11 protein-coding genes are annotated in these 16,279 nt (G+C 74.8%); 9 read left to right on the forward strand and 2 right to left on the reverse strand.

The features are described 5' to 3' along the window. Positions 1 to 45 precede the first annotated feature (45 nt). From ACL03H_RS11260 to ACL03H_RS11295, 8 genes are all read left to right on the forward strand, one after another. Positions 46 to 876 carry a hypothetical protein gene (locus ACL03H_RS11260; RefSeq protein ID WP_412811107.1) on the forward strand — a complete coding sequence of 277 codons (831 nt, stop codon included), beginning with the start codon at positions 46 to 48 and terminating at the stop codon, positions 874 to 876. 1 nt (position 877) lies between these two features. Then, positions 878 to 4,003 carry a non-ribosomal peptide synthetase gene (locus ACL03H_RS11265; protein WP_412811108.1) on the forward strand — a complete coding sequence of 1,042 codons (3,126 nt, stop codon included), beginning with the start codon at positions 878 to 880 and terminating at the stop codon, positions 4,001 to 4,003. A gap of 63 nt (positions 4,004 to 4,066) precedes the next feature. Further along, positions 4,067 to 5,068 carry a methyltransferase gene (locus ACL03H_RS11270; RefSeq protein WP_412811109.1) on the forward strand — a complete coding sequence of 334 codons (1,002 nt, stop codon included), beginning with the start codon at positions 4,067 to 4,069 and terminating at the stop codon, positions 5,066 to 5,068. A 3-nt stretch (positions 5,069 to 5,071) separates the two neighbouring features. After that, positions 5,072 to 8,410 (forward strand): ACP S-malonyltransferase, encoded by a 3,339-nt coding sequence (fabD, locus tag ACL03H_RS11275; protein WP_412811110.1) that lies wholly within the window; start codon positions 5,072 to 5,074, stop codon positions 8,408 to 8,410. Then, positions 8,410 to 9,633 carry a cytochrome P450 family protein gene (locus ACL03H_RS11280; protein WP_412811111.1) on the forward strand — a complete coding sequence of 408 codons (1,224 nt, stop codon included), beginning with the start codon at positions 8,410 to 8,412 and terminating at the stop codon, positions 9,631 to 9,633. The genes fabD and ACL03H_RS11280 overlap by 1 nt, the downstream gene beginning before the upstream one ends. A gap of 33 nt (positions 9,634 to 9,666) precedes the next feature. Further along, positions 9,667 to 10,863: a cytochrome P450 gene (locus tag ACL03H_RS11285; RefSeq protein ID WP_412811112.1), complete on the forward strand. Its 1,197-nt coding sequence runs from the start codon at positions 9,667 to 9,669 to the stop codon at positions 10,861 to 10,863. Positions 10,864 to 10,879: 16 nt separating this feature from the next. Further along, the gene (panD, locus tag ACL03H_RS11290) at positions 10,880 to 11,296 is read left to right on the forward strand and encodes an aspartate 1-decarboxylase (RefSeq protein WP_412811184.1); all 417 of its coding nucleotides are present in this window, start codon (positions 10,880 to 10,882) and stop codon (positions 11,294 to 11,296) included. A gap of 45 nt (positions 11,297 to 11,341) precedes the next feature. Continuing rightward, positions 11,342 to 12,298, forward strand: a complete 957-nt coding sequence (locus ACL03H_RS11295) for a class I SAM-dependent methyltransferase (protein WP_412811113.1) — start codon at positions 11,342 to 11,344, stop codon at positions 12,296 to 12,298. A 3-nt stretch (positions 12,299 to 12,301) separates the two neighbouring features. On the opposite strand, the gene ACL03H_RS11300 is transcribed toward ACL03H_RS11295, so the two are convergent. Further along, a complete protein-coding gene (locus tag ACL03H_RS11300; RefSeq protein WP_412811114.1) occupies positions 12,302 to 13,621 on the reverse strand; it encodes an acyltransferase domain-containing protein in 1,320 nt (439 codons plus the stop codon). Between the two features lie 173 nt (positions 13,622 to 13,794). Here ACL03H_RS11300 and ACL03H_RS11305 point away from each other — a divergent pair, with 173 nt between their 5' ends. Continuing rightward, positions 13,795 to 15,003, forward strand: a complete 1,209-nt coding sequence (locus ACL03H_RS11305; protein WP_412811115.1) for a nucleotide disphospho-sugar-binding domain-containing protein — start codon at positions 13,795 to 13,797, stop codon at positions 15,001 to 15,003. Between the two features lie 27 nt (positions 15,004 to 15,030). Here ACL03H_RS11305 and ACL03H_RS11310 read toward each other — a convergent pair whose 3' ends face one another. Next, positions 15,031 to 16,275 (reverse strand): glycosyltransferase, encoded by a 1,245-nt coding sequence (locus ACL03H_RS11310; protein WP_412811116.1) that lies wholly within the window; start codon positions 16,273 to 16,275, stop codon positions 15,031 to 15,033. Positions 16,276 to 16,279: the final 4 nt, after the last annotated feature.

Here is a 16,279-nt window from a genome sequence, read left to right on the forward strand (position 1 = left end):
GGCTGCAATTCATTCCCGCGCCCCTGACCAACAGGAGAACCACCCATGCCTGATCCCGGTGTGTGGAGCGCAGTGCGCGAAGCCGGACCGGCCGCGGACGGACTCGTGCTCGCCGCGGACTTCCCGGTGACCGGACGCAACGAGGGCGGATTCGCCGAGCTGGCCCCCGCGCTGCCCCCGGGCGTCGAGCTCTGGCAGACCGTCGCGCCGCAGCGCGCCCCGGGCAGCACCGAGGATCCGGCCGACTACCTCGCGCCGTGGCTGGACGAGGTGCGCCAGAGCGGCCGCGAGGTCCGGGCCGTGCTGGGCTACTGCGCTGGATCGGTGTTCGCGGGGGCGCTGGCCACCGAACTCGCCCGGCGGCAGCGGCCGCCGCGCGTCGTCGTCTTCGACCCGGAACTGGTCGACGTTCCCACGGTGCACCTCCAGTTCGGCAGGGTCATCGGGAACATGACCTCCGTGCTCGACGAGCGGGAGACCGCCCAGCTCGCGCGGACCGCGCAGGAGCTGGCCGACCGCCCGGGCATCGGCCCCGGCGAGTTCGCCGCCGAGCTGTTCGCCGCGTTCCGCCCGGTGGGCACCGCCGGGCTCACCCGAGCCGGGATGGGCGCCGACTACGCCGAGGAGCTGATCGCCCTGGTCGGCTCGTTCCTGGCCTACCTGGAGATCGCCGCGCGACTCGATCCGCGACCGGGATGGGCCGGGGCCACGGTGATCACCTCCGCCAGCCCGGGCAGCGGGCTCAACCGGATGCGGACCACGCCGGGCGTGGCGCCGATCGAGATCGCGGCGGAATCCCGCTTCGACGTCGAGCACCGGGACCTGCTGCGAACCCCGGAGATCGCCGCGCTCGCGGCCCGGCTGCTGGAGAGCTGACGTGAGCGAGCACCCGAGACTCCCCGCCACGCGCAAGGAGACCGCGCTGTGGATGCTGGAGGAGTTCGTCCCCGGCACCGGGGCCAACAACCTGTCGCTCGCGCTGCGGGTCCGCGGCGGCCTCGACCGCGCGGTGGCGCAGGAGGCGCTGCGGCTGCTGGTGGCCAGGTTCGCGGTGTTGCGGACGGTGTTCCACCGCAGCGGAGCCGAACTGTCCAAAGCGGTCGTCGACGAGCTGCCGGTCGAGCTCGCGACCGAACGGCTGGAGCCGAACGCGGACGCCGGGCAGCGGCTGACCCGGTTCGTGGCCCTGCCGTTCCGGCCCGACGGGTCCCCGCTGCTGCGCGCGATGCTGCTGTCCGCGCCCGGCGGTGACGTCTTCTGCCTCGCGCTGCACCACGCGATCTGCGACGTGCAGTCCACCGAGGTGCTGCGCGAGGCGTTCGCCGGGTACTGCACCGCGCTGGCCCGGGGTGAGCGCCCCGCGCCCGAATCCCGCGCCGAGGTCCCGCCGTGGCGGGAACCGGACCCCAGCCCGGACAGCGAGCGCTACTGGCGGGAACAGCTGAGCGGGTTCGACCCCGCCGCGCTGGAACTGCGCTGCCAGCACGCGGAACCCGGTGCGGCGACGCTGCGCGGCGAGGAGCTCACCCGGTCGCTGTCGCCGGACGCGCACGCGGCGGTCCGGCGCCTGTGCAGGCAGGTGCGCGCCCCGGAATCGGTGGTGCTGCTGGCCGCCTACGCCGTGCTGCTGGCCGCCCACGGCGCCGGCCCCGACGTCGTGGTCGGCGCGCCCTTCAACACTCGCGGCAAGGAAGCGCCGGACGCCGTCGGCTACCACAGCAGCCTGCTGCCGCTGCGGCTGCGCGCCGATCCCGCCGGGACGTTCCGCGCCCTGGCGACCGCCGCCCGCACCACGTTCATGGAGGCCGTGGCGCACCGGGACTTCTCCGCCGACGAGCTGCTCGACGTCGTCGAGCGCACCGGGTCGCAGTGGCGCAACGTGCTGTTCCGGCACGCGTTCAACTACGTGCCGCACGCGCGGGGCCAGCGCGAGTTCGAGGTGGCCGGGCGCCCCGCCGAGCTGCTGCCGGTGGAGAACGGCTCCAGCCAGTTCGACCTGGAGTTCTTCGTCAGCTCCGACGCGGAGTCGGCCGCGGTCCGGGCGGTGTTCTACACCGGCGTGCTCGCGCGGGCCGACGTCGAGCTGATGGTGCACCGCTACGACGAGCTGCTGGTGACCCTGGCCGGGCGGCTCGACGAGCCGATCGGCCAGGTGCCGGTCTGGTGCGAGCGCGACCGCGCGATCATCGGCGCCGCCAACGACACCGGTGCGGCGCCGCCGGAGGGCACGGTGCTGCACGCCGTCGCCCGCCAGGTCGAGGCCGCTCCCGGTGCGCTCGCGATCCGCGACGGCGAGCGCGGCGTGCGCTACGGCGGGCTGTGGCGGGCCGCGATCGAGGTCCGCGACCGGCTCGGCGCGGCGGGCGTGCGCGGGGGCGACGTGGTGGCCCTGCTGCTGCCGCGCGGACCGGAGCTCGCCGCGGCCGTGTTCGGCACCTGGCTGGCGGGCGCGACCTACCTGCCGCTGGACCCGAACCACCCGCGGCAGCGCATCGATCACCAGCTGGCGGACTCCGGGGCCCGCACCGCGCTCGTGGCCCCCGGAGCCGAGTTCGCCGGGGACCGCACCTGCGTCGAGGTCCCCGCGGTCGAGGAGGACGGCAGCGCACCGAGCGGGGCGCTGGCCGCGGCCGACGCGGCGGACGCGGGTGGTTTCGCCTACCTGATCTACACGTCCGGGTCGACCGGGCTGCCCAAGGGGATCCCCATCCTGCACCGCAGCCTGCTCAACGTGCTGACCGACTACGCCGACCGGTTCGGCGTGGCGGGTTCGGCCGAGCCGACCGGCTGGATGAGCACCTTCAGCTTCGACACCTCCGCGCTGGAGCTGATGATGCCGCTGATGAGCGGCGGGCACGCCGTGGTGCTGCCCGACGAGGCGCGCACGGACGGCGCGCTGCTCGCCGCGGCGATCGAAGCCCACGGGATCGGGTTCTTGCAGGCCACCCCGACGACCTGGCGGCTGGTCGCGGACCGCCTCGGCGCGCTGCTGGCCGGACGCCGGTTGCTGTGCGGCGGGGAACCGCTGCCGAGCGGGCTGGCCCGGCGGCTGGTGGCCGCGGGCGCCCGGCTGTGGAACGTCTACGGGCCGACCGAGAGCACGATCTGGGCGACGGCCGGCGAGGTTCCCGGCGAGCCCGGTGACCGGGTGGACGTCGGTTCCCCGGTGGCCGCCACCTCGGTGTTCATCGCCGGCCCCCGCGGCGAACGGCTGCCGGTCGGGGTGCGGGGGGAGTTGTGCGTGGCCGGGGTGGGCGTCGGACCCGGCTACCACGCCCGCCCGGAGCTGACCGCGGAGCGGTTCGGCGTGGACGAGGTGCACGGGCGGTTCTACCGCTCCGGGGACGTGGCCCGGTGGCTGCCCGACGGCCGGATCGACCTGCACGGCCGCATCGACCGCCAGGTCAAGCTCCGCGGAAACCGGGTGGAGCTCGGCGAGGTCGAGGCGGTGCTCCAGGCGCACCCGGAGGTGGCCGCGGCGGCGGTCGTCGTCGCCGGGGATCCCGGCGGGGACGGGGTGCTGGCCGCGTTCCTGCGGATGCCGCACCGGCCGGAGGCGGTGGGCGAGCTGTGGGAGCACGCGCGGGCGGCGCTGCCCGCCGCGGTCGTGCCGCACCGCTTCACCGCGCTGGAGTCCTTCCCCCGGACCGGCAGCGACAAGGTCGACTACCTGGAACTGGCGCGCCGCGCCGACGCCGACCGCGCGGCCGGGGCCGCCGGGGGCGCGGAGCCCGGTGAGGAACCCGAGGACGGACTGGCGGCCCACTACGCCGAGCTGTGGCGGGAGCTGCTGGGCCGGGCCGGACTGGGCCGCGCGAGCAACTTCTTCACCAGCGGCGGGCACTCGTTGCTGGCGGCGGAGCTGGCCGAGCGGATCCGCGCCGACGTCGGGGTGCGGTTGAAGCTCTCCGACGTGTTCGAGAACCCCACCCCCGACGCGCTGGCGGCGAAGACCCGGGCGCTGGAGCCGGCAGCACGAGCACCCGCCCGGTCGGCGAGCTGAGCACCGGAGCCGAGGCGAGCCCGCCCGGTGCCCCCATCCCGTGAGGAACCTGAGGAGAACGTCGTGGAGATCCTGAAGCTGGCCATCAGCGGCTGGTTCGCGCGGGCGATGGCGGCGGCCGCCCGCCTCGGCATCGCCGACCAGCTCGCCGACGGACCGCTGTCCACCGCCGAGCTCGCCCGCCGCCTCGACCTGGACCCGGGGGTGCTGCACCGGCTGTTGCAGATGCTCACCGTTCCCGGTGTGGTGGAGCGCCAGCCCGACGGCTCGTTCCGGCTCGCCGACGCCTACGACGCGCTGCGCAGCGACCACCCGTACACCCAGCGGCACTTCGCGATGCTGGCCGCCGGCTTCTACACCGACGCCTTCGCCGGGCTGGAGCACACCGCGCGCACCGGTGAGTCCGGATTCCGCGAGGTCTTCGGCGCCTCGCTCTACGAGCACCTGAACGCCCGGCCGGAGCTGTCGGAGCTGTTCGATCAGGGGATGGTGGACCTCGCCCGGCCGGTCGCGGCCGAACTGGCCGAACGCTACGACTTCACCGGTGTGCGCACCCTCGTCGACGTCGGCGGCGGCAGCGGCGGGCTGCTGCCCGGACTGCTGGCCGCGCGCCCGGAGCTGCGCGGCGTGGTCGCCGACCGCGCCGAGGTCTGCGAACGGGGCCGGGAGGTGCTGTCGGCGATCGCCGCGCCGGACGTGCTGGGCCGGATCTCCTTCCAGCCCGCGGACTTCTTCGCCGAGGTCCCCGCGGGCGGTGACCGGTACGTGCTCAAGAACGTGCTGCACGACTGGACCTACGACAACTGCGTGCGGATCCTGCGGGTGGTCGGGGAGGCGATGCGCCGGACCGAGCGAACCCGGCCGCGGCTGCTGGTGCTGGAACCCCTCGTGGAGACCGACCTCGACGGCTGGCGCGCGATGTTCCAGGCGATCGCCTGCGACGAGGGTGCACTGGGCTTGGACGAGGAAGCGATGCGCGGGGCGCTCGCCGAAGCCGGGTTCGAGGTGGACGAGGTGGCGCGGCTGGCCACCGGCCACAAGCTCCTCGACTGCGCGCTGGCCTGAGCCGTGCGCGGCGGCACCGCCTTCCTGTTCGCCGGGCAGGGTTCGCAGTACCACCAGATGGGCCGGTGGTACTACGACCACGACCAGGTGTTCCGGCGCACCATGCACGAGCTCGACGAGGTGGTCCAGCACCAGCGCGGCGATTCCGTGCTCGCCGGGCTCTACGCTCCGGAGCGCTCGCCCGCCCGGCCGCTGACCGACTTCCGGCTCAGCCACCCCGGCATCTTCATGGTCGAGTTCGCGGCCGCCGAGATGCTGCGGGCGCGCGGGTGCGAACCGGAGGTGGTGCTCGGCGCCAGCCTCGGTGAGATCGTGGCCGCGGCCGTGGCCGGAGCGGTGGATCCCGCGGACTGCCTGTCGTCGATGCTGCGCCAGGTCGAGCTGTTCGAGACCCGCTGCCCGCGCGGCGGGATGCTCGCCGTGCTCGACGGCACCGAGTCGCTGGCGGAACTCCCGCTGGGTGACGCGGAGGTGGCCGCGGTCAACTCACCGTCCAACGTCGTGCTCGCCGGGCCCGCCGAGGACCTCGACCGGCTCGCCGCGGAGCTCACCGGGCGGGGAGTGCTGCACCAGCGGCTTCCGGTGCCGTTCCCGTTCCACTCCGCGCTGCTGGAGCCCGTGCGCGCGGAGTTCACCGAGCTGATCCGCGGGCTTCCGCTGCGCCCGCCGCGGATCCCGGTGATCTCGGCGACGACGGGTGACTTCGTCGGCGCCCCGGATCCCGAACACCTGTGGCAGGTGCTGCGGGCGCCGTTCGACCTGCCGCGAGCGCTGGAGCGGGTGCGCTCCGACGGTGCGCGCGTGCTGCTGGACCTCGGCCCGGCGGGTTCGCTGGCGAACCTGGTGCGGGCGCTGCCCGGGGCTCCCACCGCGCTGCCGCTGCTGTCGCCGTACGCGCGCGACGAGGTGCTGTTCGAGGCCGTTCTCGCCGCCCTGCGCCCCGCACCGGCGGTGCCGCGGGCCCGGCCGCGCCATCCCGAACCCCAGGACGAAGCCGAGGTGAGGACCGTGACCCCCGAACAGTCCGAAGTGGACGAGCACGCGCGCGAGCCGCTCAGCGTCTACGTGTTCCCCGGGCAGGGCGCGCAGCGCAAGGGCATGGGCCGGGAGCTGTTCGACCGGTTCGGGGAGCTGACCGCGCTGGCCGACGAGGTGCTCGGCTACTCGGTGCGCGAGCTGTGCGTCGAGGACCCGCAGCGGCGCCTGCGCAGCACCGAGTTCACCCAGCCCGCGCTGTACGTGGTGAACGCGCTGTCCTACCTGGCCGCCGTGCAGGAGGGCGACCGGCTCCCGGACTACGTGCTGGGGCACAGCCTGGGCGAGTACGACGCGCTGTTCGCGGCCGGTGCCTTCGACTTCGCCACCGGGTTGCGGCTGGTGCGCGAACGCGGCCGGCTGATGAGCCGCGCCACCGGCGGCCGGATGACCGCGGTCTCCGGCATCGGCGCGGACCGGCTCGCGGCGCTGCTGCGGGAGAACGGGCTGACCGGGATCGACCTGGCCAACCTCAACACCCCCACCCAGACCGTGCTGGCCGGACCGGCCGAGGAGCTGGACCGGGTCCCGCCGCTGTGCGCGGCCGAGGGCGCGCGGTGCGCACCGCTCAACGTCAGCGCCCCCTTCCACAGCCGGTACATGGCCGACGCGGCGGCCGAGTTCGCCGACGTGCTGGCCGGGACGTCCTTCGCGACCCCGAAGATCCCGGTGATCGCCAACGTCGACGCGCGCCCCTACGCCGCCGGAGAGGTGGCGGACACGCTGCGCAGGCAGATCGAGAGCCCGGTCCGCTGGGAGGAGAGCATCCGCCGCCTGCTGGGCCTGGGCGAGCTGCGGGTGCGGGAGCTGGGTCCGGGGCAGGTGCTGACCAAGCTCATCGCGAAGATCCAGTCCGAACCCCCGCCGCCCACCGGCTCCACCGGAGCACCCGTCCGCGCCGACGACGTTCCCCGCCCGGCCCGACCCGCCCCCGCCGCCGCGGGCAGCGCCCCGGAGCTGGGGTCGGCCGCGTTCCGCCGCGCCCACGGCACCCGGCTCGCCTACGCCGCCGGAGGAATGCACGAGGGCATCGGCTCGGTCGAGCTCGTCGCCCGGATGGCCCGCGCGGGTCTGCTGTCGTTCCTCGGCACCACGGGACTGCCCGTCGAGCGGGTGGACGCCGCGCTGGCCCGGTTGCGCGCCGAGCTGCCCGCCGACGCCCCGTTCGGGCTCAACCTCACCCACGACCCCTACGACGAGCAGGCCGAGCGCGATCTGGTGGAGCTGCTGCTGCGGCACGAGGTGCGTTGCGCGGAGGCGTCCTCCTACGTCGAGCTCACCGCCGAGCTGGTGCGCTACCGGCTGCGCGGCAGCCGGGTGCTGCCGGACGGTTCGGTGCGCGCCCCCAACCGGGTGCTGGCCAAGATCACCCGGCCCGAGCAGGCCCGGGCGTTCCTGCTGCCCGCCCCCGCCGAGCTGGTGGACCGCCTCGTCACCCGAGGCGAACTCAGCGCCGAGGAGGCCGCAGCGGGACGGCGGCTGGCGGTCGCCGAGGACGTCTGCGTCGTCGGCGACTGCGCCGACCACACCGACCTGGGCGTCCTGTCCGCCCTGCTGCCGACGGTGCTGCGGCTGCACGACGAGCTCGCGGCGCGGGATCCGGTCGCCGGGGCGGTGCGGATCGGGGCGGCGGGCGGCATCGGCACCCCGGAATCGGCGGCGGCCGCGTTCGTGCTCGGCGCGGACTTCGTGCTCACCGGCTCGATCAACCTGGCCACCGCGGAGAGCGGGCTCGGGGAGGCGGTGAAGGACCTGCTCACCACCGCCGACGTGCACGACACCGCCCACGCGCCGTTCGGGGACCTGTTCGAGCTGGGCGCGCGGGCGCGGGTGCTCAAGCGCGGAACCCTGTTCGCGGCCCGGGCGAACCGGCTCTACGACCTGTGGCGCCACCACGGCAGCTGGGACGAGGTGCCCGCCGAAGTGCGCGCGAGGGTGGAGCGGCAGTTCCTCGGCGCCACCTTCGACGAGATCCGCGCGCGCGCCGGGGACGGTGCCGGCGCCGACGAGAAGCGCCGGATGGCGCTGGTGTTCCGCTGGTACTGCCGGCGGGCGCGACGGCTGGCGGTCGAGGGAACCCCGGAGCACGAGGCCGACTACCAGATCAGCTGCGGCCCCGCGCTGGGCGCGGCGAACCGCTGGTTGCGCGGAACGCCGCAGCAGCGCTGGCAGGACCGGCACGTCGACGACCTCGCGCGGCGACTCATGTCCGGCGCCGCCGAGATCGTGTCCGGACTCCGCCGCGGGACGTCCGCGGCGGCAACCGTCGTCCCGGCGGTGGCCGGGCGGGAGGAGGTGGCCGTCTGATGACCGCTGGGAGCACGTCGTCGCAGGAGACCGAGTTCGACCTGTCCGACACGGCGTTCATCACCGATCCGGCGGCGGGGCACCGATGGATGTCGGCACCGCGCCCGATCTGCCGGGGCCGGTTCGCCGACGGCACCCCGATCTGGGTGGTCACCCGGCACGAGGACGTGCGCGCGGTGCTCTCGGACGCCCGCTTCACCAGCCGCCCGCCCGGCGACTCGCACGTGCGCAGCATGCTCAGCCGGGGCATCCCGCAGGACGTGGTGGAGATGTTCGACTCCACCCTGCTGACCATGGACGGGGCCGATCACTCCCGGGTGCGCAGGCTGGTGACCCCGGCGCTGTCCGCCCGCCGGATGCGGCGCCTGGAACCCGCGGTGGAACGCATCGCGCACGGCCTGCTGGAGGAGCTGGCCGCCGAACCCGAACCGGACCTCATCGACCGGTACGCGCACCCGCTGGCGATCTCGGTGATCTGCGACCTGCTCGGCGTGGACGAGGGCTACCGCGAGCAGTGGCGGACCTGGAGCGAGACGCTGGCCGCGGCGCTGCGCCCGGACCCGGAGCAGTTCGCACCCGCCGTGCGCGGCATGGCCGCGATCACCCGCGAACTCGTCGAGGCGCGCCGCGTCGAGCCGCGCGACGACCTGATCTCCGAGCTGGTCCGGGTCCGCGACACCGACGGCGACCGGCTCTCCGACGACGAGCTGGTCGCCCTGGCGATGGTGCTGGTGCAGGCCGGGCACGACACGGTCCGCAACCTGATCGCGCTCGGCGTGTTCGCGCTGCTGCGCCACCCCCGCCAGCTGGCGCTGATGCGCTCCGGGCAGCTCCCGATCAGCGCCGTGGTGGCGGAGCTGGTGCGCCACACCGCGCCCGTCAAGCACACCTTCCGCCGGTTCGCCGCCGAACCGGTGCACCTGGACGGGGTGACCGTGCAGCCGGGGGAGGCGGTGCAGGTCGTGCTCGCCGCGGCCAACCGGGACCCCGGGCAGTTCGACGATCCGGGCGAGCTGGACCTCGCCCGCCCGACCTGCCCCCACCTCGGGTTCGGCCACGGCGCGCACTTCTGCCTCGGCGCCAACCTCGCCCAGATCGAGGGCGAGGTGGCGCTGACCGCGCTGTTCGACCGCTTCCCCGAGGTGCGCCTGGCCGTGCCCGCCGAGGAGATCGAGCCCCGGTTCCTCGCCCCGATGCCCCGCCTTCCGGTCCACCTCAGCTGAACCGGCCCCACCCACGCTCCCCAGGAGTCCCGGATGTCCGAAGCACCGCCCACCGCACCCGGCCTGCCGATGGCCCGCCGCTGCCCCTTCGACCCGCCGCCCGAGCTCACCGAGCTGCGCGAGCGGCACCCGATCAGCCGGATGACCTTCCCCGACGGCCACGTCGGCTGGCTGATCACCGGCCACGACCAGGTGCGCGGGCTGCTGGCCGAGAAGGCGGTCAGTTCCCGCGGCGACCTGCTGCGCTCGCCGATCCCGATGGCGATGGCAGCCGAGCGCACCGAGGTCTCGCCGGGCATGTTCACCGCGATGGACCCGCCCGAGCACACCCGCTACCGCAAGCTGATCGCCGGGTGGTTCAGCGTCCGGCGCACCCGCGAGCTGGAGCCCCGGATCACCGAGATCGTCCACGCGCACCTGGACGAGATGGCCGCCGCCGGGCCGCCGGCGGACCTGGTGCGGACGTTCGCCGAACCCGTCTCCGCCCTGGTGATCTCCGAGCTGCTGGGAGTGCCGCCGCGGCAGCGGGACCGCTTCCTGCGCGCGACCGAGGCCCTGTTCAGCGTGCACAACAGCGCCGAGGACGCCATCGCGGGCTGGTCGGAGACCCGCGACCTGCTGCTGGAGCTGGTGCGCGCCAAGCGCGCCGACCCCACGACCGACCTGCTGGGCACCTTGGTCTCCAGCGGCGCGCTCGACGACCAGGAGCTCGTCACCGTCGGCAGCCTGCTGCTGACCGCCGGGCACGACACCAGCACCAGCATGATCGGCCTCGGCGCGTACGCGCTGCTGGCCCACGCCGACCAGTTCGCCGCGCTGCGGGACCGCCCGGAACTGGCGCCGCGCGCCGTGGAGGAGCTGCTGCGGTACCTGACCATCGTGCACGCCGGGTCGATCCGCGCGGCCGCCGAGGACTTCGAGTTCGACGGCCACCGGTTCGCCGCGGGCGACGCGATCTCGCTGTCGCTGGCGGCGGCCAACCGCGATCCCGCGCTGTGCGCCGAACCCGACCGGCTGGACATCACCCGCGAACCGGTGGGGCACCTGGCGTTCGGGCACGGCGTGCATCAGTGCGTGGGTGCGCAGCTGGCTCGGATCGAGCTGCGGATCGCGTTCACCGCGCTGGCCGAGCGGTTCCCCGGGCTGCGGCTGGCGGTTCCCGCCGAGGAGGTCCGCCCCCGCAGCGAAATGATCATCTACGGGGTGCACGAGCTCCCGGTGGCCTGGTGAGCGGAGGAGCGACGTGATCTACCGCGAGATGCTCAAGTCCAAGATCCACCGCGCCACCGTGACGCAGGCCGACCTGCACTACGTCGGCTCGCTCACCGTGGACCGGGCCCTGATGGACGCCGCCGACCTGCTGGCGGGCGAGAAGGTCGACGTGGTCGACGTCGACAACGGCGCCCGGCTGTCCACCTACGTGATCGAGGGCCCGGCCGGCAGCGGGGTGATCGGCATCAACGGCGCCGCCGCCCGGCTGATCAGCCCCGGAGACCTGGTCATCGTCATCGCCTACGCGGCGGTTCCGGAGGACTCGGCCCGCGAGCACCGCCCGCGCGTGGTGTTCGTCGACCAGCGGAACCGGCCGGTGCTCAACGGCACCGATCCCGCCGAGGTCCCCGACGGCACCGGCCTGCACCGCGGCGACACCCCCGCCCGCTGACGGGCACCCGAACGACCCGCACTCCCGCGGCTGGAGGCCGACGACGTGAGCACACCCGAGATCATGACCGCGTTCAGCACCGGGCTGGCCGCCATCAACCTCGACGAGGACGCACCCACCCGCCGCGGCCCGGAGGCCGAGCGGCTCAAGCGGGCCAGCGCCACCATCTACGACCTCGCCGTGGAACGGGCCTCCGGCCACGAGCTGTGGAACTGGGGGATGCACGATCAGGAGGTGGCCGACGAGGTCGAACGGCTGCTGCCCGGTTTCGGGCGGTTCGGCACCGACGGGTTCAGCGAACAGCTGTACTTCCAGGCGCTGCGCGGCGTCCCGGCTGAGTTCGCCGAGCACGCGGGCCGGACCGTGCTGGAGGTCGGGTGCGGGCCGGGGGAGGGGCTGAACTTCCTGTCCCGCCTGCTGCCGGAGACCCGCTTCATCGGACTCGACCTCTCGGAGCGCGCGGTGCGGCGGGCGAACGCGCTGCTGTCCCGGGGCGATCAGCTGCGGTTCGTGCACGGCGACGCCGAGCAGCTCCCGTTCGACGACGGCGCGGTGGACCTGGTGATCAACGTCGAGAGCTCGCACACCTACCCGGACCTGGGGCGGTTCCTGCAGGAGGTCGCCCGGGTCCTCAGGCCGGGCGGGCACTTCACCCACATCGACGTGTTCACCCGGCAGCGCAGCGCGCACTTCCAACGGCTCGCCACCAGCACCGCCGGGCTCGAACCGGTCCACGAGGTCGACCTCTCCGAGCAGGTCCGCGCCGCGATCCGGCGGCGGATGGCGCCGGACAGCCACTTCCACCGCGCCCTGGCCCGCGAGCGGATGTCCCCGCTGGCCCGGCGCATCGCCGCCCACAGCCGGACGGTGATGTTCGGCGGGGTCTTCGCCGGTTACCGCCCCGACCGCACCATCCGCCTGCTGCACCGGCTCGGCGTCGTGCCCTGGATGCGCGGGCTGCCGATGCGGAGCTACCGCCAGCACGTCGCCGTGCGGCGGTGACGCCTACCGCGCGGCGAACACCGCGTCGTACAGCGCCGCCTGGTACGGGCTCAGCTCCGGGCCGGACGCGACGGCCTCCGCCGTCGCGTGCACGGCCCGCCAGTCCGGGTCGTAGCCGAGTTCGTGCAGCGCGCGCAGGGCGTCGAGCGCCGCGTCCCGCTCGCCGTCCCGGCGCCCCGACCCCAGCGCCCGGCCCTCGACGCCCGCCGCTTCCAGGCAGTTCCGGATCGCCGACAGCAGCACGGGGTGCGGGCTGATCTCCAGGAAGTCGCGGTGCCCGGCGGCGGCGAGCGCCGCGATGGCGTCGGCGAAGCGCACCGGTTCCCGCAGGTTGCTCATCCAGTACTCCGCGGTGATCTCCGGGCCCTCCAGCACCCGCGAGGTCGCCGTGGAGCGCATCGGCACCCGCGCCCGCCCCGGCCGCAGCCCGGCCAGCGCGTCGAGCAGGTCCGCGCGCAGCTCCTCCACCTGCGGGCTGTGCGAGGCGACCGTGTTGCGGATCAGCTTGCAGTAGACCCCCCGCTGCTCCAGCACCCGCACGAGCTCGTCGAGCGACGCCGAATCCCCCGCCAGCACGGTGGATTCCGGCCCGTTGCACCCGGCGACGCTCACCCGGCCACCGGTGCCGGCGACGAGCTCGGCGGCCGCGGCCTCCGACAGCTCGGTGATCGCCAGCGCGCCCTTGCCGGTGATGCGCCGCAGCAGCGCGCTGCGCCGACAGGCCACGGTCATCGCGTCCCGCAGGTCCAGCGCGCCGCACACGTGCGCCGCCGCGATCTCCCCCATGCTGTGCCCGACCACGGCCGCGGGCCGGACGCCCCAGCTGCCCCACAACCGCGCCCAGGCGATCTGCAGGGACACCACCACCGGTTGCAGCACGTCGATCTCCCGCAGCCGGGAGCCGGTGAGCTCGTCGACGACGGAGAACCCGGCCTGCTCCCGCACGGCCCGGTCGCACTCGTGCAGCGCCGCGCGGAACGCGGGCTCGGTCGCGAGCAGTTCGCGGCCCATCCCCGCCCACTGCGATCCCTGCCCCGCGAAGACGAACACGACGCCGCCCGGCTCCGCGGCCACCGGCGGCGGGGCAGTGGTGCGCGCCTCGGCGAGCTGTCGCGCCAGAGCCGGGTAGCCGTCGGCCACGAACGCCATCCGGTGCGGGCCCCGACCCGTCGCGGCGCTGCGGCACAGCTGGCCGAAACCGGGCCGATCGCCCTGCCGCAGCGCCAGGTCGAGGTGGTGCTCGACCAGTTCCCCCAACCGCTCCGCCGAACCGGCCGCCAGCGGCAGCACCGAGGACATCCCGCCGTTGCCCGGAATGGACATGCCAACCCCCCGAAATCCGCTCCTCGCCGGAGGCTACGACGCGCGCGATCTCCGGGAAAACCACCGGTGTTCGAGCGCGACCCCGTCGGCGTTGCCCGGCGATCGCGGCCCGTGCTTGAGTGCGCGAGCGCCGCTGGATCCCCGGCGCCGCAGGACGGTCGCGAGGAGAACCGGTGCGCATCCTGTTCGTTCCGCTGCCCTTCCCCACGCACCACTTCCCCGCGGTCGGGCTGGCGTGGGCGTTCCGGATCGCCGGCCACGACGTCCGGGTCGCCACCGGCGCGGAGATGTCGGGAGCCGTCGACGGTTCCGGGCTCCCGGTCGTGCACGTCCGCACCCGGCCCGAACTGGTGGCCGCCCCGGAGCGCAACGGCGCGTGGCTGCGCGGCGGAGACGAATCGGACGTCGGCGAGCTGATGGCCGCGCTGGTCGCCGGACCGCTGGACAACTACGCGCGGATCGCCGCGGCGATGGCCGACGACCTGGTCTCCTTCAGCCGGGCCTGGCGGCCGGACCTGGTGATCTCCGATCCGCTGGCCTACGCGGGTCCGCTGGCCGCGCACGCGGCCGGGGCGGTGCCGGTGCGCCACCTGTGGGGCGTCGACTCGCCGCGCTGGTTCCGGCTGCCCGGCTCGGGGTTCGACCGCGCGGAACCGGTGCGCGGGGTGCCGTGGGACGCGCTGCCCTGGCCACCGCGCCTATTGGAGCTGTTCGAGCGGCACGGCGTGGAACCCGCCGACGACCTCGCCACCCGCACCGTCGACCCCTGCCCGCCGAGCCTCCAGGTCCCGGGCGCGCCCGGGACCGTGCGCACCCGCTACACCTCGTACAACGGCGAGGAGATCGTGCCGGACTGGTTGTGGGAGCCGCCCGCCCGCCCGCGCGTCTGCGTCACCTGGGGACTCGCCTCGACCCGGACGCTCGGCCAGCAGTACTTCGGGGTGCCCCGCGTCCTGGAGGCGATCGAGGCGCTCGGCCTGGACGTCGAGGTGGTCGTCGCGGCTCGCGGCGCGGACGCCGAGCGCGTGGCGGGCGCACCAGGCGTGCGGGTCGGCTCGGTGCCGCTGAACGCGCTGTTGCCCACCTGCTCCGCCGTCGTGCACCACGGCGGATCGGGCACCCTGTTCACCGCGGCGAGCTGCGGAGTGCCCCAGCTGATCCTCAGCATGATGCACGAGCACGAGGCCGCCAGCTCCCGCTTCGCCGCGCACGGCTCCGCCGCGCTGCTGGCCGGCGGCAGCGAGCTCGGCGACGTCCGCGACGCGCTCGGCGGGGTGCTGCACGACCACGCGGTCCGCTCGGCGGCGCGGCGCCTGGCCGCGGAGATGCGCGCACAACCCTCGCCCGCCGAGGCCGTCACGAGCCTGCTGGAGCTGCGGTAGCACGCGCACCCGCGACCGGGGAGGCGGTCACCCTCCCGCCTGGAACCGCTCGTACCAGCTCTCGATGACCTCGCAGGCCCGGTCCGCGCCCGCCTCCGCCCGCACCCGGGAGCCCACCGCGGCGGCCCTCGCCGCCATGACCGGCGAACCGACCGCCTCCTGCGCGGCGCGGGCCACCTGCTCCACCCGCATCGAGGCGAACGGCACCGGCTTCGCCGCGACCCCCAGCCGGTGCGCCTTGGCCGCCCAGAACGGGTGATCGGCGAAGGTCGGGACGACGACCTGCGGCACCCCGGCCCGCAGCACCTCGGCCATCGTGCCGAAGCCCCCGTTGTGCACGACCGCCGCCGCCTTCGGCAGCAGCCACTCGTAGTCGACCTCGCCCAGCCGCAGGTCGCCCTCGCGCAGCGGCTCCTCGGGCCCGCCGAGCACGATCACCCGCTTGCCGGTGCGCTCCGCCGCCGCGATCAGCGCCGCGCGGGTCAGCTCCGCGCGGTGCACCGGCCAGGTGCTGCCGAAGGTCGCGATCAGCGGCGGCGGCCCCGCGTCGAGGAATTCCACCAGCTCCCGCGGTGGTTCCCAGCTGCGCCGCCAGAACCAGTACCCGGTGACGTGGCAGTTGCCCGGCCAGTCCGCCGGCGGAGCCACGATCGTCGGGCTGAACGGGTACAGCATCGGTTCCCGCGCGCCCAGCGAGCCGTACGGGGAGCGGTGGCCCAGCGGCGGCAGGTCCCGGTGCGCGCGGAAGCCGTTCACCATCGGCCGCGCCCGCGACCACTCCAGCTGTTCGGCGACCAGGTGGCTCAGGCGGTGGTAGAGCGGCCCCAGCGGCAGCTCCGGCGCGCCGAACGCGGGGAACTCGCGGGTAGCCGTGATCGGCCACCACGAGGTGCCGCACCACGGCCGCTCCCGCGCGACGCTGATCCCCTTGGTGAACACGGCGTTCACCGTGAGGTCGGCGTCCGCGCAGGCCGCGTCGATGCGCTCCAGCAGGCTGGCGTAGGCCTCCGGGCTGGTGCCCGGCAACCTGCGGGTCATCCGCGCCACCGACGGGCTCCGGCGCAGCGACTCGACGACCTCCGGGATCGCGAAGAAGTCACCGGTGGTGACCGGGGTGGGACGCAGGTCGAGCCCCGCTTCGTCGGCGAGGTCCTGGAAATCGGTGCTGGTGACCAGGTCCACCGCGTGCCCGCGGGCGCGCAGCGCGCTGCCCAGGGCGAGGAAGGGCTGCACGTCGCCGCGTGAGCCGAACGGAACGAGGGCGACCCTCACGATG

The sequence above is a fragment of the Saccharopolyspora antibiotica genome (genome assembly GCF_047200635.1).
In the GTDB taxonomy this organism is placed as follows: Bacteria; Actinomycetota; Actinomycetes; order Mycobacteriales; family Pseudonocardiaceae; genus Saccharopolyspora_C.

What these genes read in the sequence shown, in the direction of transcription:
- ACL03H_RS11260 (WP_412811107.1), top strand. Translation starts at nt 46, where the DNA reads ATGCCTGATCCCGGTGTGTGGAGCGCAGTGCGCGAAGCCGGACCGGCC.
- ACL03H_RS11280 (WP_412811111.1), top strand. Translation starts at nt 8,410, where the DNA reads ATGACCGCTGGGAGCACGTCGTCGCAGGAGACCGAGTTCGACCTGTCC.
- ACL03H_RS11285 (WP_412811112.1), top strand. Translation starts at nt 9,667, where the DNA reads ATGTCCGAAGCACCGCCCACCGCACCCGGCCTGCCGATGGCCCGCCGC.
- ACL03H_RS11300 (WP_412811114.1), bottom strand. Translation starts at nt 13,621, where the DNA reads ATGTCCATTCCGGGCAACGGCGGGATGTCCTCGGTGCTGCCGCTGGCG.